21 protein-coding genes are annotated in these 24,620 nt (G+C 68.5%); 13 read left to right on the forward strand and 8 right to left on the reverse strand.

Annotated elements, in window-relative coordinates; all coding sequences use genetic code 11:
• Positions 1-69: 69 nt before the first annotated feature.
• Positions 70-255 (reverse strand): DUF2735 domain-containing protein, encoded by a 186-nt coding sequence (locus tag STARVERO_RS01935; protein WP_159597724.1) that lies wholly within the window; start codon positions 253-255, stop codon positions 70-72.
• Between the two features lie 451 nt (positions 256-706).
• On the opposite strand from STARVERO_RS01935, the gene STARVERO_RS01940 reads away from it, so the two are divergent.
• Positions 707-1,741: a glutamine synthetase beta-grasp domain-containing protein gene (locus STARVERO_RS01940; protein ID WP_144343945.1), complete on the forward strand. Its 1,035-nt coding sequence runs from the start codon at positions 707-709 to the stop codon at positions 1,739-1,741.
• 312 nt (positions 1,742-2,053) lie between these two features.
• Here the strand turns inward: STARVERO_RS01940 and STARVERO_RS01945 are convergent, their stop codons facing one another.
• The 4 genes from STARVERO_RS01945 to STARVERO_RS01960 all read right to left on the reverse strand — a co-directional run bounded on the left by STARVERO_RS01945 (position 2,054) and on the right by STARVERO_RS01960 (position 8,607).
• Positions 2,054-3,487: a phospholipase D-like domain-containing protein gene (locus tag STARVERO_RS01945; protein ID WP_159597725.1), complete on the reverse strand. Its 1,434-nt coding sequence runs from the start codon at positions 3,485-3,487 to the stop codon at positions 2,054-2,056.
• 272 nt (positions 3,488-3,759) lie between these two features.
• On the reverse strand, positions 3,760-6,213 hold the full coding sequence (gene lon, locus STARVERO_RS01950; RefSeq protein WP_159597726.1) for an endopeptidase La: 2,454 nt from the start codon (positions 6,211-6,213) through the stop codon (positions 3,760-3,762).
• A gap of 18 nt (positions 6,214-6,231) precedes the next feature.
• On the reverse strand, positions 6,232-6,651 hold the full coding sequence (locus STARVERO_RS01955; protein WP_144343948.1) for an Hsp20/alpha crystallin family protein: 420 nt from the start codon (positions 6,649-6,651) through the stop codon (positions 6,232-6,234).
• A gap of 129 nt (positions 6,652-6,780) precedes the next feature.
• Positions 6,781-8,607 carry a heavy metal translocating P-type ATPase gene (locus STARVERO_RS01960; RefSeq protein WP_159601524.1) on the reverse strand — a complete coding sequence of 609 codons (1,827 nt, stop codon included), beginning with the start codon at positions 8,605-8,607 and terminating at the stop codon, positions 6,781-6,783.
• A 423-nt stretch (positions 8,608-9,030) separates the two neighbouring features.
• Here STARVERO_RS01960 and STARVERO_RS01965 point away from each other — a divergent pair, with 423 nt between their 5' ends.
• The gene (locus STARVERO_RS01965) at positions 9,031-10,062 is read left to right on the forward strand and encodes a DUF2778 domain-containing protein (RefSeq protein ID WP_144343949.1); all 1,032 of its coding nucleotides are present in this window, start codon (positions 9,031-9,033) and stop codon (positions 10,060-10,062) included.
• 44 nt (positions 10,063-10,106) lie between these two features.
• Here the strand turns inward: STARVERO_RS01965 and STARVERO_RS01970 are convergent, their stop codons facing one another.
• Positions 10,107-11,066, reverse strand: a complete 960-nt coding sequence (locus STARVERO_RS01970; RefSeq protein ID WP_159597727.1) for a LysR family transcriptional regulator — start codon at positions 11,064-11,066, stop codon at positions 10,107-10,109.
• A 181-nt stretch (positions 11,067-11,247) separates the two neighbouring features.
• Here STARVERO_RS01970 and STARVERO_RS01975 point away from each other — a divergent pair, with 181 nt between their 5' ends.
• The 8 genes from STARVERO_RS01975 to rpe all read left to right on the forward strand — a co-directional run bounded on the left by STARVERO_RS01975 (position 11,248) and on the right by rpe (position 20,280).
• Complete coding sequence (locus tag STARVERO_RS01975; protein ID WP_159597728.1) at positions 11,248-12,273, forward strand: class 1 fructose-bisphosphatase; 1,026 nt, start codon at positions 11,248-11,250, stop codon at positions 12,271-12,273.
• Positions 12,274-12,284: 11 nt separating this feature from the next.
• Positions 12,285-13,160: a phosphoribulokinase gene (locus STARVERO_RS01980; protein ID WP_144343952.1), complete on the forward strand. Its 876-nt coding sequence runs from the start codon at positions 12,285-12,287 to the stop codon at positions 13,158-13,160.
• A gap of 14 nt (positions 13,161-13,174) precedes the next feature.
• Positions 13,175-15,196, forward strand: coding sequence for a transketolase (tkt, locus tag STARVERO_RS01985; RefSeq protein ID WP_159597729.1), 2,022 nt, complete (start codon positions 13,175-13,177; stop codon positions 15,194-15,196).
• A 16-nt stretch (positions 15,197-15,212) separates the two neighbouring features.
• On the forward strand, positions 15,213-16,298 hold the full coding sequence (fba, locus tag STARVERO_RS01990) for a class II fructose-bisphosphate aldolase (RefSeq protein ID WP_144343954.1): 1,086 nt from the start codon (positions 15,213-15,215) through the stop codon (positions 16,296-16,298).
• A gap of 88 nt (positions 16,299-16,386) precedes the next feature.
• Positions 16,387-17,856 carry a form I ribulose bisphosphate carboxylase large subunit gene (locus STARVERO_RS01995; protein WP_159597730.1) on the forward strand — a complete coding sequence of 490 codons (1,470 nt, stop codon included), beginning with the start codon at positions 16,387-16,389 and terminating at the stop codon, positions 17,854-17,856.
• A gap of 155 nt (positions 17,857-18,011) precedes the next feature.
• Complete coding sequence (locus STARVERO_RS02000) at positions 18,012-18,431, forward strand: ribulose bisphosphate carboxylase small subunit (RefSeq protein ID WP_159597731.1); 420 nt, start codon at positions 18,012-18,014, stop codon at positions 18,429-18,431.
• A gap of 152 nt (positions 18,432-18,583) precedes the next feature.
• Complete coding sequence (cbbX, locus tag STARVERO_RS02005) at positions 18,584-19,537, forward strand: CbbX protein (protein WP_159597732.1); 954 nt, start codon at positions 18,584-18,586, stop codon at positions 19,535-19,537.
• 62 nt (positions 19,538-19,599) lie between these two features.
• The gene (gene rpe, locus STARVERO_RS02010; RefSeq protein ID WP_159597733.1) at positions 19,600-20,280 is read left to right on the forward strand and encodes a ribulose-phosphate 3-epimerase; all 681 of its coding nucleotides are present in this window, start codon (positions 19,600-19,602) and stop codon (positions 20,278-20,280) included.
• 7 nt (positions 20,281-20,287) lie between these two features.
• Here the strand turns inward: rpe and STARVERO_RS02015 are convergent, their stop codons facing one another.
• Entirely contained in the window at positions 20,288-21,151 is an 864-nt protein-coding gene (locus STARVERO_RS02015; protein WP_159597734.1) for a hypothetical protein, read from the reverse strand.
• A gap of 368 nt (positions 21,152-21,519) precedes the next feature.
• Between STARVERO_RS02015 and STARVERO_RS02020 the strand changes: the two genes are divergently transcribed.
• The gene (locus STARVERO_RS02020) at positions 21,520-22,410 is read left to right on the forward strand and encodes a nickel/cobalt efflux transporter (RefSeq protein ID WP_159597735.1); all 891 of its coding nucleotides are present in this window, start codon (positions 21,520-21,522) and stop codon (positions 22,408-22,410) included.
• A gap of 26 nt (positions 22,411-22,436) precedes the next feature.
• Here the strand turns inward: STARVERO_RS02020 and STARVERO_RS02025 are convergent, their stop codons facing one another.
• Entirely contained in the window at positions 22,437-23,105 is a 669-nt protein-coding gene (locus STARVERO_RS02025; RefSeq protein WP_159597736.1) for a DedA family protein, read from the reverse strand.
• Between the two features lie 162 nt (positions 23,106-23,267).
• Here STARVERO_RS02025 and STARVERO_RS02030 point away from each other — a divergent pair, with 162 nt between their 5' ends.
• Together STARVERO_RS02030 and STARVERO_RS02035 are read left to right on the forward strand one after the other, a co-directional pair.
• The gene (locus STARVERO_RS02030; protein ID WP_144343962.1) at positions 23,268-23,537 is read left to right on the forward strand and encodes a metal/formaldehyde-sensitive transcriptional repressor; all 270 of its coding nucleotides are present in this window, start codon (positions 23,268-23,270) and stop codon (positions 23,535-23,537) included.
• Positions 23,538-23,639: 102 nt separating this feature from the next.
• Positions 23,640-24,620: an HlyD family secretion protein gene (locus STARVERO_RS02035; protein ID WP_159597737.1), complete on the forward strand. Its 981-nt coding sequence runs from the start codon at positions 23,640-23,642 to the stop codon at positions 24,618-24,620.

The raw sequence follows: 24,620 nt of genomic DNA on the forward strand, positions 1-24,620 counted from the left end.
TCGCGGCCCTCTTGCGGAGGTATATCGAAGGCACTGTGCGCGAAACATCGTCATCGTCCGCCGATGACGTCAGTTCTTGCGGCCGGTGTCTTCCTGGATGGCCTCTTCGTGGTACCAGCTCCCGAAATTCACACGGGGCGATACCTTGAGGTCCTCGGAAGCACGCTGTTCGGCGCGACGGGCAGCGAGACCGGCACGACCACCGGTCGGGAACTGAACGATCTGGGCGCTTTCGCGCTGGATGTGGATACTCATTGCACGTTTCTCCTTTCCCGCTGCGCGTTCCCGCGTCAGCGCTCTGGATTTATATAACACCTTTTGCATGGCGTTTACGCAATATGCTTATTTTACGTTCACAATGAGCGTAGAAATTGTGCACCGCCAAAGCCGGCCCTAACATGCTGCCGGATAACGCGGCTTCCGCCCTTCCGGTTGCGTGTCGGGGTGCGGCGCAGCGGCAACACCGATCGCGGGGCGGGGCGTCAACTCCCGCTGGATTCAGGCGAATCATACCGCCGCTCGATCGGCTGATCCGGCCCGTCGCGTGCCTCCCGTCCCGGGAAAGCCCCTGTGCGCACGCGGTCTCTCCCCACTTGGCACGGTTAATGCTTCTAAGAACGTCAGCCGTTGGCGGTCGATCCTTCTCGCGCGGCCGGCAAAGCGACCTGGGGTGCTGCACCGGGTCATTAGCTATGAGAGACACGCAATGACGAAGTACAAACTCGAGTACATTTGGCTCGACGGTTACAAGCCGACCCCGAACCTGCGCGGCAAGACGCAGATCAAGGAATTCGACCACTTCCCCTCGCTTGAAGAGCTGCCGCTCTGGGGTTTCGACGGTTCGTCCACGGAGCAGGCCGAAGGCCGCAGCTCCGACTGCGTGCTGAAGCCCGTCGCGGTCTATCCCGACCCGGCCCGCAAGAACGGCGCCCTGGTGATGTGCGAAGTGATGATGCCGGACGGCGTCACCCCGCACCCGTCCAACGCCCGTGCGACCATCCTGGATGACGAAGGCGCCTGGTTCGGCTTCGAGCAGGAATACTTCTTCTACAAGGACGGCCGTCCGCTCGGCTTCCCCGAGCATGGCTATCCGGCTCCGCAGGGCCCGTACTACACCGGCGTCGGCTTCAAGAACGTCGGCGACGTCGCCCGCGAGATCGTCGAAGAGCACCTCGAGCTCTGCCTCGAGGCCGGGATCAACCACGAAGGCATCAACGCGGAAGTCGCGAAGGGCCAGTGGGAATTCCAGATCTTCGGCAAGGGCTCCAAGAAGGCAGCCGACGAAGTGTGGATGGCCCGCTACCTGCTGCTCCGCCTGACCGAGAAGTATGGCGTGGACATCGAGTTCCACTGCAAGCCGCTCGGCGACACCGACTGGAACGGCTCGGGCATGCACTGCAACTTCTCCACGAAGTTCATGCGTGAAGTCGGCGGCAAGGATTACTTCGAGGCCCTGATGGCGGCCTTCGCCAAGAACCTCGACGACCACATCGCCGTCTACGGTCCGGACAACCACATGCGTCTGACCGGCAAGCACGAGACGGCGCCGTGGAACAAGTTCTCCTATGGCGTGGCCGACCGCGGCGCTTCCATCCGCGTCCCGCACTCGTTCATCCGCAACGACTACAAGGGCTATCTCGAGGATCGCCGCCCGAACTCCCAGGGCGACCCCTACCAGATCGCTTCCCAGGTCCTGAAGACGATCTCGGAAGTCCCCGCCAAGTCCGCCGCTGCGGCGTGAGGAATTGCGCGGCGGGGTGGTGCGCTGGTGCGCTTTACCCCGTTGCCCGAACCTCCTGAGACGGACCTTCCGTCTCCTTCAAGCCAGTCCCGGTAACGGGGCTGGCTTTTGTTTTTGTGCTGGGTAAGCCCGTCCCGGTCCATGGCGCGCCTGCGCGAGGTCATCCCCGGGCTTGACCCGGGGATCCACAATGTGGGCCGGGCGCATGGATACCGAGGACGTGGATGACCGGACCGAGCCCGGCCATGACGGCGTTGACGCGGTATGGTCGTCGAGGAGGTCCGGTTCTGCGGAACCTCGCGGCCCGGCCGTTTACAGATAGGGCGAGGCCAGCCAGATGGCGCGGTTCCGCAGGCGCTTCAGGAAGGGGCGCGCGGCGAGCGTCTCCAGCGTCTCGGGCTTGCCCGCATCCATCATCGCCCCGATGCGCGCCTCGATCGCGCCGGCGATGGCGGGATCGTAGAGTTCGAGGTCCAGCTCGAAGTTGAGCCGCAGGCTGCGCGGATCGAGATTGGACGAGCCGACATAGGCCCAGCACCCATCCACCGCCATCAGCTTGGAATGGTCGAACATGCCGCCCGCCCGCCACACCGCACAGTCGCCTTCCAGCACCTGGTCGAGCTGGGCGGTCATGGCGTAGTCGACGAGCTTCAGGTTGTTGGCCGAGGGGATGACGACGTCGATGTCGATGCCCCGTCGGCCGGCCACGCCGAGCGCGCCGATGAGCTGCTGGTCGGGCAGGAAATAGGGCGAGCAGATGCGCACCCGGCTCTGCGCCATGGTGAGCGCGCCCATGATCATGTTGTGCGCGCTGGCGAGGTTGCGGTCGGGGCCGGAGGGCACCACCCGCACCGCCACCGATCCGCGCGGCTCGCTCTCCGGCGCTTCCTCCCAGGCCGGGCCGTCGAGGAATTCGTCGGTGGTGAAGGACCAGTCCTGGCTGAACACGGTGAGCAGCTGCTCCACCGCCGGCCCCTCGACGCGGAAATGCGTGTCGCGCGCGGGATCGTCGCCGCCGTAGCGGCTGGTGAACTGGGCGCGGATGTTCATGCCGCCGGTGAAGCCGAGCGTGCCGTCGACGATCAGCATCTTCCGGTGGCTGCGCAGATTGGCGTAGGGCAGGCGCAGGCCGATGAGGTTGCCCATGAACAGGTCGACCGTGACCCCGCCTTCCATCAGCCGCCCGACGATGGAGGGGCGCGAATAGCGCGCGCCGATGGCGTCGATCAGCACGCGCACAGCGACGCCGCGCCGGTGCGCCTCGATCAGCGCATCGGCGAATTCGACGCCGACCGGGTCATTGTCGAAGATGTAGCTGGAAAGCGCCACATGCCGCGTCGCTCCCCGGATGGCGGCGAGCATGGCGGGGTAGGCGGCATCGCCGCTGTCGAGCAGTTCGACGGCATTGCCGCTGGTCAGGGGAAAGGCCGCCACGCGGTCGCCGAGCCGCTTCATCGCCGAGAGGCTGGGCGAGAGCGCGACGGCGATGGGCGGGCGCTCATGGTGACGCCGCCGGTCCTGGCTGGCGCGCCGCCGGCCCGCGGCGGTCTGGCGGATGCGGTTGATGCCGGCGACGAGATAGAGGAAGGCGCCCACGAAGGGCGAAAGCAGGATGACGCCGACCCAGCCGATGGCGGCACGCACGTCGTCCTTGGTCATCGCGGCGTGGATCGCCGCGACGATGCCGATGGCCGTGCTGGCGACGAGCGTGATGTGCGGCCAGTAGGTCAACCAGAAACTGAGCATGATGCCGGCTCGATGGACCCATCGCCCGAGGGCCCTCCGCGTCCGGGCCGGCGCCCGGACGACAGGAAAGTGCTCTCGATTCAACAGACTGGAGCATTTCCTCCGCAACCGGACGATTCCGCCCGGCCACCGTCATGCTCTAGCCGGTAATCGGCGCCGCGTCATCCCCATGGTCGCAGGGCATGCCCCTGCGTCAGCGTCTTTCACGATGGCGGAGATCGAAAAGGGAGAGGCCGCCCCGGAAGCATTCCGGGACGGCCGTGAGGTGCGGATCAGCTCGCCGCCTTCAGCGGCAGCAGCGGTTCGTCGACATCGGCGGCCGGCTCCAGCGCATTGGCGATGGCCTCGTCCACCCGTTCCAGCCAGACGAATTCCAGCCGGTCCCGCGCGTCCTGAGGAATGTCCTCATAGTCGCGCCGGTTACGGGCGGGCAGCATGACGCGGGTGAGGCCCGCCCGTGCCGCCGCGACGACCTTCTCCTTGATGCCGCCGACGGGCAGCACCAGACCGCGCAGCGAGATCTCGCCGGTCATCGCCGTGTCCTTGCGCACCGTGCGCCCGCTGAGCAGCGAGACCAGCGCGGTGAACATGGCGACGCCCGCGCTCGGCCCGTCCTTGGGCGTCGCGCCCGCCGGAACGTGCACATGCACGTCGTTGGACGCGAACACCGCCGGATCGATGCCGAACTCGGCGGCGCGGCTCTTGACGAGGCTCATCGCCGCCTGCGCACTCTCCTTCATCACGTCGCCGAGCTGCCCGGTGAGGATCAGCCCGCCACGGCCGGGCACCTTGGTCGCCTCGATGAAGAGGATGTCGCCGCCGACCGGCGTCCAGGCGAGGCCGGTGGCCACGCCCGGAACGGAGACACGCAAGGCGACCTCGTCCTCGAAGATCGGCGGGCCGAGCAGCTCCGGCAGCGTATCGACGGCGATGCGCGCATGGGCGACGCTGCCGTCGGCGATGCCGACCGCGACGTGGCGGATGGCGCGCCCGATCTCGCGTTCGAGATTGCGCACGCCCGCCTCGCGGGTATAGGCGCGGATGATGGCGCTCAGCGCCTCATCCTCGACCTCGACCTGCTCCGGCCTGACGCCGTTCGCCTCCATCTGGCGGCGGACCAGGTAGCGCTTGGCGATCTGGAGCTTCTCGCTGTCCGTGTAGCCGGACAGCGAGATGATCTCCATACGGTCGCGCAGCGGGCCCGGTATGGTGTCGAGCATGTTCGCGGTGGCGATGAACACCACGCGCGACAGGTCGAACGTCACGCCGAGATAATTGTCCCGGAACGTCCCGTTCTGCTCGGGGTCGAGCACCTCCAGCATCGCCGCCGACGGGTCGCCCTGGATGCCGGAGCCCATCTTGTCGATCTCGTCCAGCATCATCACGCAGTCGCGGGTGCCCGCCTTGCGGATGCCCTGGATGATGTTGCCGGGCAGCGCGCCGACATAGGTGCGCCGGTGGCCGCGGATCTCCGCCTCGTCATGGACGCCGCCGAGCGACACGCGCACGAACTTGCGGCCCATGGCGCGGGCGATGGACTGGCCGAGCGAGGTCTTGCCGACGCCGGGCGGGCCGGCGAAGCACAGGATCGGCGCCTTGCCATTGGGCGCGAGCTTGCGCACGGCGAGGTACTCGACGATGCGGCGCTTGATCTTGTCGAGGCCGAAATGGTCCTCGTCGAGAATCCGGCGCGCCTCGGCGATGTCGATCGCCTTCTCCTCCGGCAGCTTCCACGGCAGGGCGATCAGCCAGTCCAGATAGGTGCGGATCATGCCGTATTCGGCGCTGGCGTCCTGCATGCGGCGCAGCCGGCCCAGCTCCTTGCGGGCCATCTGCTCCACATCCTCGGGCATGCCGGCATCGGCGATCGCCTTCTCCAGCTCGGCGATCTCCGCGCTGTTGCCGTCGTCCTCGCCGAGCTGCTTCTGGATCGCCGCCATCTGCTCGCGCAGCAGCACCTCGCGCTGGCGCTCGTCCAGCGACGCCTTGGTCTGCTTGCTGATCTCCTGCGACAGCCGCAGCACCTCGATGCGGTGCGCCAGCAGCCGGGAGACCTTGTTCATCCGCGCGGCGATGTCGACCGTCTCGAGCAGCTCCTGCTTCTCGTCGGGCGCGATGTCGACATAGGCGGACACGAGGTCGGTGAGGCCCGCGGGCGAGTTGGCGCCGCGCACGGCGGCGACCAGCTCGGCCGGCACCTGCGGCAACAGCTCCATCACCTCGTTCGCCTGGTTCTGCAGGTGGACGAAGCGCGCCTCGATCTCCGAGGTGCTCTCCTCGTTTTCCTCGATCCGGGTGACGCGGGCGGTGATGAAGGGCTTCTCGCGCACGAACTCGTTCACGCGGAAGCGCTGCTCGCCCTGGCAGACGAGGTGGTGCGTGCCGTCCGGCGCGGTGACGTAGCGCAGGATGTTGGCGATCACGCCCATCCGGTGCAGGTCGGTCGGGTTCGGTTCCTCCACGCTGCTGTCGCGCTGCATGAGGATGCCGACCGGCCGGCCCTCGCGCACCGCCTGCTGGGCGGCGGCGATGGAGGCCGGCCGCGCGATGGCGACAGGCATGACGACGCCGGGAAACAGCACGAAGCTGCGCACCGGCAGGATGATCAGCTGATCTTCCGGCACGTTGCCGTTGGAGGCGGCGGGCGCGCCGCCCGAAGCACCGCCGCTCGCGCCGGCATCGGCCATGCGCAACGGGGCATATCTGTCGAAATCGGGGTGTGTCATGGTTTCCGTCCCCCTTCCTCAAACCTTGCGCAGCACGATGGCGAGGCAGCCATTCACCACGCGCGGATGCGCCACCTCGTAGCGGCCGGGCGGCAGGGCGAGCTGGCGCTCGAAGCGGCCCTGCGGCAGCTCCATCCGATGGATCGTGGCGCGATGCAGTTCCGGCGGCAGCATGCGCTCGCCGGCGATGGTGAGCGTGCCGCCATGGATCGCGACGTTGATGCGGTCCGGGTCGACGCCGGGCAGCGCGGCGAGCACGAGCAGCTCGCGCTCGGTCTCCAGCATGTCGACCGGCGGCTCCCAGCACGGCACGCGATGGCGCGCCGTCGTCTCGGCGCGCTGCGCCGGCTGGAACATCTGCCGGTGCATGCGCTCCGCGCGGTTCAGCATGTCGATGGCTTCCGACCACATCCAGAGGCGGGGGTCAGTCTTCTTCATGAGGATCTCCTGGGCAGGCCGGTGGGACGTGTCCCTGGGGCCCGCGTCGCTCATATGGGTGAGCGGTCCCCACCGCGCTAGGGAGCCACGACGCCTCTCCGGGCGCTTCGGCAACGGGCACCCCCGCTGCTAGCCTGCGGCGTCCTGCGGCGGGTCGGCGATGGCGCGCAGCGCGTTGAGGATCACGGCCACGTCGATCAGTTCCTGCAGCAGCGCGCCCTCGACCGGCGCCAGCCAGCCGAAGGCGGCGGCGATCATGCCGAGCACCGACAGGCCGATGCCGGTATAGACGCTCTGCAGGGCGATGGCGCGTGAACGCCGGGCGATGCGCATGGCATCGGTCAGCCGGTCCAGCCGGTCGACGAGGATGACGACGTTCGCCGCCTCGGAGGACGCCGCCGAGCCGCGCGCGCCCATGGCCACGCCGATATCGGCGGCGGCAAGGGCGGGCGCGTCGTTCACCCCGTCGCCGACCATCATCACCGGGCCGTTGGCGTGCTCGGCGACGACGGCGCGGGTCTTGTCCTGCGGCATCATCTCGCTGACGACCGCGTCGAAGCCGAGGCCCTGGGCGATGGCATTGGCCCGCCGGGTCTCGTCACCGGTGGCGAGCAGAATACGGGAGACGCCGAGCCGCCGGAGCTGGCGCAGCACGCCGCCGGCCTCGCCGCGCACCTCGTCGGCGAGCATCAGCGCTCCCGCCAGCTCGCCGTCCACGGTGACGGCGACCGCCACGGTCCCGGGCTGCTGCGTCCAGTCGGCGATTTCGGCGTCGAACGAGCCGGTGCCGGTTTGCCGGGCGACGAAATCCCATCCGCCGAGCGCGATGCGCCGTCCGCCCACCCGGCCGACGATGCCGGCGCCGGGATCCTCGCGCACCTCCTCCGGCGGTTCAAGCGCGAGGCCCTTTTCCTGCGCGGCCGCGACCAGCGCCTCGGCGACCACATGGGCCGAGCCCTGGTCGAGCGAGGCGGCGAGGCGCAGCAGTTCGTCCGGCGTCAGCCCGTTGCGGGTGCGCACGGCGACGAGACGGGGGCGTCCGCCGGTCAGCGTGCCGGTCTTGTCGAGGAGGACGGTGCGCACCTTGGCGAGCCCTTCCAGCGCGCCGCCGTCCTTCACCAGCACGCCCCTGCCGGCGCAGCGCGAGATGCCGGAGATGATGGCGACCGGCACGGCGAGGATGAGCGGGCAGGGGGTGGCGATCACCAGCACGGCGAGCGCGCGCACCGCCTCGCCGCTGAACGCCCATGCGGCACTGGCGATGAGCAGCGTCAGCGCGAGGAAGCCGAGCGCGAAGCGGTCGGCGAGCCGCGCCATCGGCGCTTTGGACTGCTGCGCGGCCGTGACCAGCCGGACGATGCCGGCATAGGTGCTGTCCGCCGCCGCATGGGTGGCGACGAGGTCGAAGGCGTCGCCGGCATTGGTCGAGCCGCTGAGCACGGGCTCGCCATGGGCCCGCCGCACCGGCAGCGGTTCGCCGGTCAGCGCGGACTGGTCGAGCGCGGCGGAGGGACTGTCGACCGTGCCGTCCACCGGCACCACCTCGCCCCGGCGCACGAGAAGGCGGTCGCCGGGCGCGAGGTCGTCCAGCGGCACCTCGCACAGCCGCCCGTCCTCGTAGCGGGTGGCGGTGCGCGGCAGGCGGCCGAGCAGGGCGGTCATCTCGCGCGCCGCCCGGCGCTGGGCATAGGCTTCCAGCGCCTCGCCGCCGGTGAACATCAGGGCGACGATGGCGCCGGCGAGGTTTTCGCCGAAGGCCAGCGCGCCGGCCATGGCCAGTGCCGCGATCAGGTCGAGCCCGAACTCGCCCCGCCGCAGACTGCCGACGATCTCGACCGAGAGAACCGCAAGCACCGCCCCGGTGGCGGCGATCCACAGTGCGTCGGCGATATCGTGTCGGCCGGCCAGCCACGCGGCTGCGCTGATCGCCAGAACCAGCACGAGCGCCGGCAACATCGCGCGGCGCAGGGCCGTCCACGCGGCGCGCAGCCGGTCTGCTTCAGGATGGGTGGAAGAAGGAGAGGCCGCCACGAACGAACCTGACAATGAACCCGAATCGGCCGCCCGGCGTCGTGGCGACTCTTGTTTAAATCTATTCTAAAAATAACGGGGTGCCACGACAAAGCCCGCGAATTTCGCGGGCGGAGCTCTCCGCGCATGGCTTTGTGTGCGAATATGCGCCGCACGCGCCGGGCTCGGGTTGTCCGGTTGGCATTAATGAAATATTACGTAAGCTGTAATACTAACCGATCTGGCTTGGGGGCCATCGGCGGATTATGGCTTGGGCGTTGGGGTTCCTGATCGCAACCGAAGACTGACGCACGGCGCTTCATCGCGCCGCCTTGCCGTGCCCGCCCGTCACCTGTGCAGAGACGCCTAATGCGGCTTATTGGATCGTTCCTCATCGGCTCAGCCAGCTTCGTCGGCGTGGCGGTTGCCGTGGCTTGGGTGTCGAACGCCTCCGTTCCGACCCCGGCCGATGCGGCACGGGTCGATCCTGCGCTGCGGCTTGCTCCGGCGGCGCCCGAGGTGGCGAGCGCCGTGGTGGACGAGCCCTCGGCTCCGTTCGCGATGAGCGTGAACGACGTCCGCAATTTTCGGCCCGCCGGTCAGATCGCGCAGCCGGCCAGCTGGCTGTTCAACCCGGCGGTCATGCCGATCCGGCCGGCCACCGTGGCCGCCATTCCGGTGCCGGCGCCGACCTCCGAGCCGACGGTCGAGACGGTGAGCGCGGTGCCGCTGCCCATGGCCAACCCGCTCTTCGCCGGCCGCGTCATGGCGGGCGACGAGCCCGAGGATACGCTGACCCTCGCGCCGCTTCCGCCGAGGAAGCCGGCCGCGCCGACCGAGGTCGCCTCGCTGCCGCCGCCCATGGAAGAGGACGTCACGCCGGAGGAGGCGCCCGCCGCCGCGCCGGCCGCGCCCCCGGCGACCGAGCAGGCCGCCCCCAAGGACGGGCTGCGCTATCCCACCTCGGGCGACAAGTTCGCCGTCTACGACATCCGCGCCAAGAAGCTCTATCTGCCGAACGGCAAGAAGCTCGAGGCGCATTCGGGCTATGGCGACAAGTTCGACGACATCCGCCACGTCCGCGTGAAGATGCTCGGCCCGACCCCGCCGAACCGCTACAAGCTGCGCATGCGCGAGGCGCTGTTCCATGGCACCGAGGCGGTGCGCATGACGCCGGTCGGCGACCAGCCCATGTATGGGCGCAACGGCTTCCTCCTGCACCCCTATCTGCTGGGAGAGCGCGGCGATTCCAATGGCTGCGTCTCTGTGCGCGACTACGACGCCTTCCTTGCCGCCTTCAAGAAGGGCGATGTGGAGGAACTGGTGGTGGTCGAGGCCATGCCGGGGTCGTCCAAGCCGCTCAACCCGCTGCTCTCCTGGCTCACCGGCAAGCGCGACTGACGCACGCCGCCGACCTGTGTTCGGACTGATCGCCCCCGGCGCGCTCAGTCCGGCCGGTCGTCGGCGGGAGCCATCGCCCGCGCCACGCCCGGCAAATGCAGCGTGTCCGGCAGGAATTCCGGCCCGCGCCGCGACAGGAACTCGGTGAGCGCCGCCGCCGGAGGCGTCAGGCGCTTGGCGGTGCGCTTCACCACGAACCATTGCCGCACTTCCGGCAGCCCCTCGACATCGAGCACGGCAAGGCGTCCGTCCGCGACTTCCGCCGCGATGGTGTGGGCGGAGATGAAGGCGAGGCCGAGCCCCGCCATCACCGCCTGCTTGATGGTCTCGTTCGAATCGATCTCCATGCCGATGCGCGGATCGATGCCGGACTGCTGAAAGAACCGTTCCATCAGCCCGCGCGTGCCCGAGCCGGGCTCGCGCGACATGAAGGTCGCTCCCGCCAGCGCCGAGGCCGGGATACGCCGACCAAGCAGCGGGTGGTCGGCGGGGGCGATCAGCACGTGCGGATGATCGCCGATCAGCGTCTTGTCGACCTCCATGTCGAGTGGCGGTCGTCCCATGATGGCGACGTCGATCGTGTCGCCGCGCAGCCCGGCAATGATCGCCTCGCGGTTGCCCACCGTCAGCACCACGTCGATGCCGGGATGGGCGCGGGTGAAGGCGCCGAGCGCGGCCGGCACGAAATACTTCGCGGTGGAGACGAGGCCCACCGAGACGCGGCCGGAGCGCAGGCCCTTCATGGCGTCGAGGGCGGCGCCGCAATCGGCCAGCGCCTGTTCGATGCGGGCGGCGGCGGAAAGCACTTCCCGCCCCGCGGCGCTGGGCTGGAAGCGGTCCCCCGCGCGGTCGAGCAGCGGCAGGCCGAGATGCTGTTCGAGCAATTGCACCTGCATCGTCACCGCCGGCGGCGTGACGTTCAGCTTCTTCGCGGCGGCCGTGACGCTTCCGGTTTCGACGATGGCGGCGACGGCGCGCAGCTGCTTCAGTGTGGCATTACGCATATGGCATTACATTTCAGTTAAACTGAATTCTCAGGAAAGAATATTCGAATTTCCTTACGCCGACAATTCGTGCAGTCTGCCATCAACAAGAGGCGTCCGCCGCTTCGGGTTCCCCGCTCGAAGGTCTTACGGAAACGACACGCCAATGGGCACAAGCCCACGACTTAACTGGGGAAACGCCATGACACGCCCGACTTTGCAGGACCACCTGTCCAGGTGGTCGCAAGCCGATGACGTGCGCCGCGACGTCGCGAGCACCGTGCTCGCGCTTGCCGGTGCCGGTATCAAGATTTCCGAGCTTCTGGCCGCTGGGCCGCTGGCCGGCGCGCTCGCCGAGGTCCGCGGCCATCACGCGGACGGCGACAGCCAGAAGGAACTCGACGTCATCGCCGACGATCTGGTCCGCGAGGCGCTGACCGCCGCGCCCGTCGCCCTTCTCGGCTCGGAAGAGGCGGACGAGCCGGTCGCGCTCGACCCGGCCGGCACGCTGGCCGTCGCGGTCGATCCGCTCGACGGCTCGTCCAACATCGACAGCAACATGACGGTCGGCACGATCTTCTCGATCCTGCCCTTCGTCGGCGCGGAAGCGCTGCTGCAGCCAGGCTCGGCGCAGCTCGCCGCCGGCTTCCTGATCTACGGCCCCCAACTCGCGCTGGTGCTCACCGTCGGCGCCGGCACGCAGATCTTCATCCTCGACCGGGCGAGCGGCGATTTCCTGCTCGCCGAGGAACGCGCGCTGGTCGCCCCCGAGACCGCCGAATACGCCGTCAACGGCTCCAACCTGCGCCACTGGGATACGGCGATCCGCTGCTATGTCGAGGATTGCCAGGCGGGCGCCGACGGGCCGCGCGGCAAGGACTTCAACACCCGCTGGGTCGCCTCCATGGTGGCGGACGTCTTCCGCATCCTGGTGCGTGGCGGCGTCTATCTCTATCCGGGCGACGCCCGCCGGGGCTACACGCAGGGCCGCCTGCGGCTGGTCTACGAGGCGAATCCGGTCGCCTTCCTGATGGAGCAGGCGCAGGGCGCCGCGACCGACGGCCAGCGGCCGATCCTCGAACTGCGCCCCGCCCATCTGCACCAGCGCGTGCCGCTGGTCTTCGGCTCGCGCGGCGAGGTCGAACGCATCGCCCGCTACCACATCGATGCTACCGCCATGCCCGAGCGCTCCCCGCTCTTCGGCCGGCGCGGCCTGCTGCGCGCGTGAGGGAGAGGGTGATGTCGATCCACCATCCCATCATTTCCGTCACCGGTTCGTCGGGCGCGGGCACCACCTCGGTGCGGCGCATCTTCGAGCAGATCTTCCGCCGCGAGGAGGTTTCCGCCGCCTATATCGAGGGCGATGCCTATCACCGTTACGACCGCGCCGAGATGAAGCGCGTCATGGCCGAGGAGGCCGCGCGCGGCAATCACCACTACAGCCATTTCGGCCCGGATTCGAACCTGTTCGAGGAGCTGGAGGAGACCTTCCGTTCCTATTCGCAGACCGGCACCGGCAAGTTCCGCCACTATGTGCATGACGACAAGGAGGCCGCCGAGTATGGCGGCGCGCCCGGCACCTTCACGCAGTGGGAGCCGATCCCGACGCCGACCGACCTGCTCTTCTACGAGGGGCTGCATGGCGCGGTGGTGAGCGGCAACATCGACGTCGCCCGCTATGCCGACCTGAAGATCGGCGTCGTGCCGGTCATCAATCTCGAGTGGATCCAGAAGATCCATCGCGACCGCTCGCATCGCGGCTACTCGACCGAGGCCGTCACCGACACGATCCTGCGTCGCATGCCGGACTACGTGAACTACATCTGCCCGCAGTTCACCCACACCGACATCAACTTCCAGCGCGTCCCGACGGTCGACACCTCGAACCCCTTCGTCGCCCGCTGGATCCCCACGGCGGACGAGTCGATCGTCGTCATCCGCTTCAAGAGCCCGCGCGGGATCGATTTCCCCTACCTGCTCTCGATGATCCAGGGTTCGTGGATGAGCCGCGCCAATTCCATCGTGATCCCGGGCGGCAAGCTCGACATCGCGATGCAGCTCATCCTCACCCCGATGATCCTGAACATCGTCGAGAAGAAGCGGCGCGCCGCATGAGCCGGGAGGACAGCATGTTGACCAGCAACACCACGGCGCTGCGTCCGCACCAGGACCCCGCCGACATCCCCCACGACGACATGGCCAACGCCCTGCGCGCACTTGCCATGGACGCGGTGGAGCAGGCCAAGTCCGGCCATCCCGGCATGCCGATGGGCATGGCGGATGTCGCCACCGCCCTGTTCGCCCGCTTCGTGACGCTCGATCCGGGCCGGCCCGACTGGCCGGACCGCGACCGCTTCATCCTCTCCGCCGGCCACGGCTCGATGCTGCTCTACGGCATCAACCACCTGCTCGGCTATGCCGACATGGGCATCGACCAGCTCAAGCGGTTCCGCCAACTCGGCGCGATCACTGCCGGCCATCCCGAGCACGGCCATACGCTGGGGGTGGAGACCACCACCGGCCCGCTAGGGCAGGGGCTCGCCACGGCCGTGGGTATGGCGCTCGCCGAGCGCATGCTCAACGCCCGCTTCGGCGACGAACTGGTTGATCACCACACCTACGTCATCGCCGGTGACGGCTGCCTGATGGAGGGCATCTCCCACGAGGCCATCGACCTCGCCGGGCACCTGAAGCTCGGCAAGCTGATCGTGCTGTGGGACGACAACGGCATCTCCATCGACGGACGCACCACGCTCTCGACCTCGACCGACCAGCTCGCCCGTTTCAGGGCCGCCGGCTGGGACGTGATGCGGGTCGACGGCCACGCCCATCACGCGCTGGTTGACGCCATCGCCGAGGCACGCTCCACCGAGCGGCCGACGCTGATCGCCTGCCGCACCACCATCGGCTTCGGCGCGCCCACCAAGGCGGGTACCGAGGCGGTGCACGGCGCGCCGCTGGGAGCCGCTGAGATCGAGGGTGCCCGCGCCAGGCTCGGCTGGAACCATCCGCCCTTCGAGGTGCCGGAGGGCGTGCGTACCGCCTGGGCCGGCATCGCCGAGCGCGGCCGCCATGCCCGCGAGGCATGGGAGAAGCGGCTTGCCGCCTCCGGCCAGCGCGCTGCCTTCGAGGCGGCGATGGAAGGCGAACTGCCGGCCGATTTCGACGAGAAGCTCGCCGCCTACAAGCGAGAGCTGGCCGAGAGCGCGCCGAAGGTGGCGACGCGCAAGGCGTCGGAGATGGCGCTCGGCGTCATCAACGCGGCGACCGACCTCACGGTTGGCGGCTCGGCCGACCTCACCCACTCGAACCTCACCTACACCAAGGGCCTCGTGCCGGTGGCGCCGGGTGCGTATGGCGGCCGTTACCTGCACTACGGCATCCGCGAGCACGCCATGGCGGCGGTGATGAACGGCCTCGCGCTGCATCGCGGCTCCATTCCCTATGGCGGGACGTTCCTCGTCTTCTCCGATTACGCGAAGGGGGCCATGCGGCTCTCGGCGCTGATGGGCCAACGCGTCGTCTATGTGCTGACGCACGACTCCATCGGCCTCGGCGAGGACGGGCCGACGCACCAGCCGGTCGAGCATCTGGCCATGCTGCGGGCGACGCCGAACCTCTACGTGTTCCGTCCCGCCGACGCGGTGGAGACGCTGGAGGCCTGGCAGCTCGCCCTGCATGCCGAAGGCACCCCCTCGGTGCTGGCGCTCTCGCGCCAGAACCTGCCGACCTTCCGCACCACGCACAGCGAGGAAAACCTCACCGGCTATGGCGGCTATGTCGTCCGCAAGCCCAGGCGCCGGCGCGATGTGACTCTCATCGCCACCGGCTCGGAGGTCGAGCTCGCCTTCAAGGCGGCGGACCTGCTCGCCGAGCGAGACGTGGACGCCGCCGTCGTCTCGCTGCCCTGCTGGGAGCTCTTCGAGCGCCAGAGCGCCGACTATCGCCGCGCGGTGCTGGGCACCGCCCCGCGCGTCGGCATCGAGGCGGCCGGCCGCCTCGGCTGGGATCGCTGGATCGGCGAGCGCGGCCGCTTCGTCGGCATGGAGGGCTTCGGCGCCTCCGCTCCGGCAGGCGATCTCTACCAGCATTTCAACATCACGCCGGAGGCGGTGGTCGACGCGACCTGCGACCTCCTGACCTGCGCCTGAGCCGGGGGAAACGCCAATGGCCCGCATCACCCTTCGTCAGCTTCTCGACCACGCCGCCGAGCACGGCTACGGCGTGCCCGCCTTCAACATCAACAACATGGAGCAGGGCATCGCGATCATGGAGGCGGCGCAGGCCGTCGACGCGCCCGTCATCATGCAGGCGAGCCGCGGCGCCCGCTCCTATGCCGGCGACATCATGCTCTCGCGGATGATCGACGCCCTCGTCGAGATGTACCCGTCGATCCCGATCTGCATGCACCAGGACCACGGGAACAACGAGGCGACCTGCCTGTCCGCCATCCAGCACGGCTTCACCTCCGTCATGATGGACGGCTCGCTGAAGGAGGACGCCAAGACCCCGGCGGACTACGACTACAACGTCGCCATCACCCGGCGCGTGGTCGATGCCGCCCATTGGGTCGGTGCCTCGGTCGAGGGCGAGCTCGGCGTGCTCGGCTCGCTCGAGAGCGGGGCGGGCGAGCAGGAGGACGGCCACGGCGCGGAAGGCGTGCTGAGCCACGACCAGCTGCTCACCGATCCCGATCAGGCGGTGGATTTCGTCGCCCGCACCAAGGTCGACGCGCTCGCCATCGCCATGGGCACCTCGCACGGCGCCTACAAGTTCTCGCGCAAGCCCGACGGCGACATCCTCGCCATGCACGTGATCGAGGAGATCCACCGCCGGCTGCCCAGCGTCCACCTCGTCATGCACGGCTCCTCCTCGGTGCCGCAGGCGCTGCAGGACCTGTTCAACGCGTCCGGCGGCGAGATGCCCCAGACCTGGGGCGTGCCGGTGGAGGAGATCGTACGCGGCATCAGGCATGGCGTGCGCAAGGTCAACATCGACACCGACTGCCGCCTCGCCATGACCGCGCAGTTCCGCAAGGTCGGACAGGCGAACCGGTCGGAGTTCGATCCCCGCAAATTCCTCAAGCCCGCCATGGACGCGATGCGCGACCTCTGCCGCGAGCGCTTCGAGCAGTTCGGCACGGCGGGCCACGCCTCGAAGATCAAGGTGCTGCCGCTTGCCGCCATGGCCAAGCGCTACGCCAGCGGGGCGCTCGATCCGGTGATCGGCGGCGCACGCGCCGCGGCGGAATGAATCTCCCCCCTCGCGGGGACGACCTCAACCAGACCAGGGGGCGCGCGCTTTCGGCGCCGCGCCGACGGGAACGCACAGGAGAAGATCGATGAACGCGATCGACAAGACCAAGCCCGCCGAGGAGAAGCGCAGCCGCTACAGCGCCGGCGTGATGGAATACCGCAAGATGGGCTACTGGCAGCCCGATTACGAGCCGAAGGACACGGACGTCATCGCCGTGTTCCGCATCACCCCGCAGGACGGCGTCGACGAGATCGAGGCTTCGGCGGCGGTGGCCGGCGAAAGCTCCACCGCCACCTGGACCGTGGTGTGGACGGACCGCCTGACCGCCTGCGACAAGTACCGGGCCAAGTGCTACCGCGTCGATCCGGTGCCGAATTCGCCGGGCTCGTGGTTCGCCTATATCGCCTATGATCTCGACCTATTCGAGCCGGGCTCGATCGCCAACCTGTCGGCGTCGATCATCGGCAACGTGTTCGGCTTCAAGCCGCTCAAGGCGCTGCGCCTCGAGGACATGCGCCTGCCGGTCGCCTATCTGAAGACCTTCGACGGCCCGGCCACCGGCATCGTCGTGGAACGCGAGCGTCTCGACAAGTTCGGCCGCCCGCTGCTCGGCGCGACGGTGAAGCCCAAGCTCGGCCTGTCCGGCCGCAACTATGGCCGCGTGGTCTACGAGGCGCTCAAGGGCGGCCTCGACTTCACCAAGGACGACGAGAACATCAACTCGCAGCCCTTCATGCACTGGCGCGAGCGCTTCCTCTACTGCATGGAGGCGGTCAACAAGGCGCAGGCCTCGACCGGCGAGATCAAGGGCACCTATCTCAACGTGACCGCCGCCACCATGGAGGACATGTACGAGCGCGCCGATTTCGCCAAGAGCCTCGGCTCCAGCATCGTCATGATCGACCTGGTGATCGGCTACACCGCGATCCAGTCCATGGCGAAGTGGGCGCGGCGCAACGACATGATCCTGCACCTGCACCGCGCCGGCCACTCCACCTATACGCGGCAGAAGTCTCACGGCGTGTCGTTCCGCGTCATCACCAAGTGGATGCGCCTCGCGGGCGTCGACCACATCCACGCGGGCACGGTCGTCGGCAAGCTGGAGGGCGACCCCCACACCACCAAGGGCTACTACGACCTCTGCCGTGAGGACTTCGTGCCGCAGAACCTCGCCCACGGCATCTTCTTCGACCAGCCCTGGGCCTCGACCCGCAAGCTGATGCCGGTCGCCTCCGGCGGCATCCATGCCGGCCAGATGCACCAGCTCATCGACCTGCTCGGCGAGGACGTCGTGCTGCAGTTCGGCGGCGGCACCATCGGCCACCCGATGGGCATCCAGGCCGGCGCGACCGCCAACCGCGTGGCGCTGGAGGCGATGATCCTCGCCCGCAACGAGGGCCGCGACCTGCTCGGCGAGGGGCCGGAAATCCTCAAGGCGGCGGCCAGGCACTGCCTGCCGCTCAAGCAGGCGCTGGAGACGTGGAAGGACGTGACCTTCAACTACTCCTCCACCGACACGCCCGACTTCGTGCCGCAGGCCACCGCGGCGGAGTGATTGATCTGTGCCGCCTCACGACGTCATGGCCGGGCTTGGCCCAGCCATCCATGACTTCCCGCTTGCCGGAGGTCACAGGCGTGGATCCTCGGGCCAAGCCCGGGGATGACGGCGGAAGGCGGAGCCCGTCACAGCTAACAGAGCGAGACAAGACCATGCGCCTGACCCAGGGAGCCTTCTCCTTCCTGCCCGACCTGACCGACGAGCAGATCGGCAAGCAGGTCCAGTACTGCATCGACAATGGCTGGGCGGTGAACATCGAGTTCACCGACGATCCCCACCCGCGCAACACCTATTGGGAGCTGTGGGGCCAGCCGATGTTCGACGTGCGCGACGCCGCCGGCGTCATGTTCGAGCTGAACGAGTGCCGCAAGGCCTACAAGGGCCGGCATTACATCCGCGTCAGCGCCTTCGATTCCACCCACACGTGGGAATCGCTGCGCCTGTCCTTCATCACCGACCGCCCCGAGGAGGAGCCCGGCTTCGCGCTGGAGCGCCAGGAAGTCGACGGCCGGTCCATCCGCTACACGACGCGCGCCTATGCGGCCAACCGCCCGGAGGGCGCGCGCTACTGATCCGTCGGTCTCCCTAACTCCCCCGACGGTTATCGCGGTCGCCCGGTTTCCTCCCCGACCGCGAGGGACCGGTTCCGGAATGCCGCGCCCGGAACCGGTCCCCCTTTTCTCTTTCCTGGCGAGAGCCGGCCCGACGCGGCGGAGAGCGGATCATGGATGCCGTGATCGACGATCCGAACATTGTCCCGGACGCGAAGGCCCCCGTGCCGGGCGCCATCGACCTGCGTGCCGAGTTTTCGTCCAGCGGCCTTGCCGAGGTGTTCGACCAGCTCGACCGCGAGCTCGTCGGCCTGGTGCCGGTGAAGCAGCGCCTGCGCGAGATCGGCGCGCTGCTGCTCGTCGACAGCGCCCGCAAGCGCTTCGGCCTCGAAGCCGTGAGCCCGACGCTGCACATGAGCTTCACCGGCAATCCCGGCACCGGCAAGACGACGGTGGCGCTGCGCATGGCGGAGATCCTCCACCGGCTCGGCTATGTCCGCAAAGGCCACCTCGTCACCGTGACGCGCGACGATCTGGTCGGCCAGTACATTGGTCACACCGCGCCGAAGACGAAGGAAATCCTCAAGAAGGCGATGGGCGGCGTGCTGTTCATCGACGAGGCTTACTACCTCTACCGCCCCGAGAACGAGCGTGACTACGGGCAGGAGGCGATCGAGATCCTGCTGCAGGTGATGGAGAACCAGCGCGACGATCTCGTCGTCATCCTCGCCGGCTATGCCGACCGGATGGAGCGTTTCTTCACCGCCAATCCCGGTTTCCGCTCGCGCGTCGCCCATCATGTCGACTTCCCCGACTATTCGGCCGGCGAGCTCGACGCCATCGGCGGGCGCATTCTGGAGACGATGAACTACCGCATGGATGCAGGCGCGCAGGAAGCCTTCCGGCGCTATATCGACCTGCGCATGCTGCAGCCGCATTTCGCCAATGGCCGCTCGATCCGCAATGCGCTCGACCGTGCCCGGCTGCGGCAGGCCAACCGCCTGTTCAACGCCGAGCGGCCGGTGACGGCCGACGATCTGGTGACGCTCACCGCCGAGGACATCCTCGCCAGCCGGGTATTCTCCGGCGGCATCGACAGCTATCCGCCGCTCCATCCATCCAACTGAACGTCATGGCCGGGCTTGGCGCGGGGGTGACGTCGCGCCAGGTCCATACGTCAGGAGAACCCATGCCCCTCATCGCCCCTTCCATGCTGGCGTCGGACTTCTCCCGCTTCGGCGAGGAGGTGCGCGATGTCGCGAGCGCCGGCGCCGACTGGATCCATCTCGATGTGATGGACGGGCATTTCGTGCCCAACATCACCTTCGGTCCGGATGTCATCAAGGCGATGCGTCCGCATACCGATAAGCCGTTCGACGTGCATCTGATGATCGAGCCGGTGGAGCCCTATATCGAGGCCTTCGCCAAGGCCGGTGCGGACATCATCACTGTGCAGGCGGAGGCCACGCACCATCTCGACCGCTGCCTCCAGCACATACGCTCGCTCGGCAAGAAGGCCGGTGTGGCGCTGAATCCGGCCACGCATGAGAGCGCTCTCGCCTATGTCCTGGACAAGGTGGACCTGATCCTCGCCATGACCGTCAATCCCGGCTTTGGCGGTCAGGCCTTCATCCCTGACGTGCTGCCGAAGATCTATCGTCTGCGCGCGATGATCGGCGAGCGGCCGATCCATCTGGAGGTCGATGGCGGCGTCACGCCGGAGACCGCCGCCCTCTGCGCCGCGGCCGGCGCGAATGTGCTGGTGGCCGGCTCCGCCGTGTTCAAGGGCGGCGTGGAAGGCTATCGCGGCAACATCGCCGCCATCCGCGAGGCTGGCCGGCAGGCGCGCGGGCCGCGCGCCGCCGCCTGAGGCGCGCTCAGTTCAGCGCGTCCTCGGTCAGGTTGAGGATGAGGACCTGCCGCGCATTGGGCGGGATGGACGGCGAGGCGCGCAGCTCCATGTCGAGCCCGGGCCGCTTCCTCTGGATGATGCCGGCCACCTGGTTCGCCATGTCCTGCGTGGTGGAGTGGTAGGACAGCGTGTTGTTGGTCGTCTGCACGACGCCCGTATCCGACACCACGACATCAAACCCGGCGGCCTTCAGCGGGCTGGTGAAATTGTCGATCTTCGCCTTCGGCACGCTGTTGACCGGCGCGAAGATGCGCACCGTATAGCCGGCGCCCGGCAGGGCGGGCGTCGCCGGCTCGGCCTCCGCCGTGGGCGAGGCCGGTGCTGATGGCGCGGCGGCGCCGTCTCCGGGCGCTGCGTCGGATGGTGTGTTCATAGGGGTGGGGGGTACCGGCGTCGGCGATGCCGGTGCTTCGGCCGGAGCGGCATCTGCTGCGCCGGAGGAAGGCGGCGTTGCCGCCGGAGCCGCGGTGAGACGGGCGGCGATCTCGGTCTGGGCGGTGCGCAGCGCGCCGATCTCCTCGCGCAGGGTGATCACCTGCGAGGTGAGGAAGGCCGCCAGCGCCAGCAGCGCGACCAGGATCAGGCCGTACAGCACCGGCAGGGCCGGATGGCCGGTGCGCGGCGGCGGGGCCTCTGCCTTCTTGGTCTCCAGTTCGAGCCGGCGCATGTCGACCTTGAGCTGTTCGATGCCGAGCCAGCGCCGGAAAGCCTCGGGGTCGCTCGGCGGACCCTTGCTGCGGTTCGGCGGCGTCGTTGTGGTGGCGGCAGAATCCCCGTTGTTCGGGTGTGGCTTGGGTGACTCCAGCGAGGGTTCGCGCTTGTCCGTCATCTCTCACTCCTGCCCGACGCCGACATCGTCGCGCCGATCGTTCTGCCCGGTTCGGGGCGCCCGCCGCGCTGCAATCTACCGCAACGGGCGCGTCGCGCCGATCTTTCCCCGCCGATGTGGTTAAGCGGCGGAGCGAGCGCCAGCATCGCGCAGGAAAGTTCCAGAATTATGCCGCGCCCGTGCATCGGCGCCGGCCGTGCCCGTCGCATGGCTTTCGCGACATATAGATATACCCCCTATGCTATTGTCTTTGGCGGGGCGGAAGGCTAGCTTCCCGTTTGCGTGGACGCCCGCCGTTCGTCCCGTCGACAGGCAGGGGCGGCGCTCCCGACGATTTCTCACGCCAGCCCAGACAGATCGAGGCTCCCATGCCCACCTTCGCCGAGCTTCTCCAGCAGGGCGCTACCCATGGCTGGCTTTTCATTCCCAGCGCGATCCTTCTCGGCGCGCTGCACGGGTTGGAGCCGGGCCATTCCAAGACGCTGATGGCCGCCTTCATCATCGCCATACGGGGAACGGTGTGGCAGGCCGTGCTGCTTGGCCTCGCGGCCACGGTCTCGCACACGCTGGTCGTGTGGGCGATCGCCCTTGGCGGCGTCTATCTCTGGCAGGGCGTCGCGCCGGAGACCTTCGAGCCGTATCTCCAGCTCGCCTCGGCCGTGATCATCGTGGCGATGGCGGTCTGGATGATCTGGCGCACCCGCGAGGACACGCGGCTGGCCGCGGCGGAACATGACCACGATCACCACCACGGTCATGATCACCACCACGATCATCACCACGCCCATGACGACAGAGGGGGCGAGCGGATGCGCGAGATCGTTCTGGAGGTCGAGGGCTATCAGGACGCGCACGAGCTGGCGCACGCCGATGACATCCGCCGTCGCTTCATCGGTCGTTCGGTGACGAACTGGCAGATCGCGCTGTTCGGGCTTACCGGCGGGCTCATTCCATGCCCGGCGGCGATCACCGTGCTGCTGCTCTGCCTGCAGCTGCGGGAGTTCGCCCTCGGCTTCACCCTGGTGCTGGGCTTTTCGGTCGGCCTTGCCGTCACCCTCGTGGCGGTCGGCGTCGCCGCCGCGCTCGGCGTCCGGCACGCCTCGTCACGGCTGCCCTGGTTTGGTCGCGTGGCCCGCCGGGCACCCTATGTCTCGGGCGTGCTGCTGATCGTGGTTGGCCTCTATGTAGGCTGGCACGGCTGGGCCGGTCTGTCGGCGCAGGCCGCGCCGTCGGCCCTCACCCAGCCAGCGGCTCCGTGAGGCGGAGAGTGAAAATGCCGGCGCCGTCAGGCCGCCGGCGCGCGCTGCTGGCGCCGGCGGTTGCGCGGGCGCTTGGCGATCCGGCCCTTGATCATCTTGAGCGCGACGACCGTCAGCACCAGCATCACCAGGGTCACCCCGACCATCAGCAGCAGCCAGTCTCCCTGCTCGGTGGCGCCGAGCTGATCCGCGCTCTTGCCGGCAAGCCAGCCGGGGGCGAGCATGACCGGCGCCCAGACGATGGCCGAGGAGACGTTGGCGAACTGGAAGCGGCGCTGGTCCATCCGCATCATGCCGGCGACCAGCGGCATGGTGGCCCGCACCGGGCCGAAGAAGCGGCCGACGAATATCGAGGCGAAGCCAAAACGGCGGAAGAACAGCCGCGCCTGTGCCACCTGCTCGCGATAGCCCAGCAGCGGGCGGCGATGCACGACACGCGGGCCGAGCCAGCGGCCGAGCCAGTAGGAGACGACATCGCCCAGCACGGCGCCGACGATGGCGCCGACGATCACCGGCACGGGCGACACCACGCCGGTGCCGACCAGCCCGCCAATGGCGAGCATCAGGGCGGTGGCGGGAATGATGATGCCGACGAGCACCAGGGACTCGCCGAAGGCGATGATCCCGATGACGAGAGGGACCAGATAGTCATGGGCGTGCAGAAAGGCGGCCACGTCGGCGGTGAATGCTTCCATATCCTCACATGGCGGGAGAAGCCCGCCCCGAAATTTCCCCGCCCAATGTGAAGACGAACATGACCGGAGCAAGGCCCGCTCGCCGATACGTGTGCACGGGCCGCGCGCTAATCGTCGCGGGGCGCCGTGGCATGGCCGCCCGGATCGGGTATAGCTTGAGATATGAGTCATACCGTCAGGAATAAGACGCGGCTTATCGCCCGTGTCCGCCGGCTGAAGGGGCAGATGGAGGCGATCGAGCGCGCGCTCGAGAGCGAGGTCCCCTGTGCCGACATCCTCAACCAGGTCGCCTCGGTGCGCGGCGCGGTCAACGGGCTCACCGCGGAACTGATCGAGGATCATATCCGCGAGCACGTCGCGAAGGCGGAGGAAGGCGCGCGCGAGGAGGGCGTCGCCGAACTGGTCGACGTCATCCGCACCTATATGCGCTGATCGCCGCCCCCGCCGGAGGATTGAGCCCCGGCGGCAAAGCCGCGAATATGGGGCAGCCGCGCGCCGGAAAGGCGCCGGAGGGGGTGGGAGTTCCGCATTTCCATGTTGAGCCGTCTGCTGCGCCATCCGGTGGCGCTCATCATCGGCGTCGTGGCGGCGCTGTTCGCCCTTTACGAGATCAGCGTCCGCTTCCTCGCCTATACGGCGGACGCCTATGTGATGAGCGACATCGTCGTCATCTCCTCGCAGATCGAGGGTCCGGTCTCCCGTCTCGCTGTCCAGAACAACCAGCCGGTCGCCGCCGGCGATCTGCTGTTCGAGATCGAGCGCACGCCCTTCGCGCTGAAGGTGCAGGAGGCGCAGGCGACGCTGATCCAGGCGCAGGCCGATCTCGGTCTCGCCCAGGACGAGGTGAGGGCGGCGACGGCCAACATCACCGCCACGCAGGCGGTGCAGACGAACGCGCAGTCCCAGCTCGCGCGGGTGCGCACCCTGTCGGGCGAAGGCTACTCGCCCGAAGCGTCGCTGGACGTCGCGACCCGCGACGTCGCCACCGCCGGCGCCAATGTGCTGGCGGCACAGGCCCAGCTCGCCGTGGCGAGCCAGCGCGTGGCGGTGGCCACCGCCGCCATAGGCTCCGCTCAGGCGGCGCTCGCCAAGGCGCAGTACGATCTCTCCAAGACCGTCGTGACCGCGCCGGAGCCCGGCCGCATCGCGCCCTTCACCACAAGGCTCGGCGACTATCTTTCCGCCGGCAGCGAGGTGCTGGCCCTCGTGACCGAGCGCCGCCGCCGCGTGGTGGCGAACATGGGCGAGCGCCATCTCGCCCGCATCCGGCTCGGCCAGCGCGTGCTGCTCACCCTCGGCAGCGACCCGTGGGTGCTGCACTGGGGGCGGGTGAGCGGCATCGCCGCCGGCGTCGCCCGCTCGCCGCACAATCCGCGCGTGATCCCCTATGTCGAGCCGACGACCGACTGGGTGCGGCTGCCGCGGCGCTTCCCCGTCGAGGTCACGCTCGACGGCTGGCCGCCCGGCCTCGGCCTGTTCCACGGTGCCGATGCCCGCGTGCTGATCTGGTTCTGA

Source organism: Starkeya nomas (assembly GCF_902703545.1).
GTDB lineage: Bacteria > Pseudomonadota > Alphaproteobacteria > Rhizobiales > Xanthobacteraceae > Ancylobacter > Ancylobacter moscoviensis.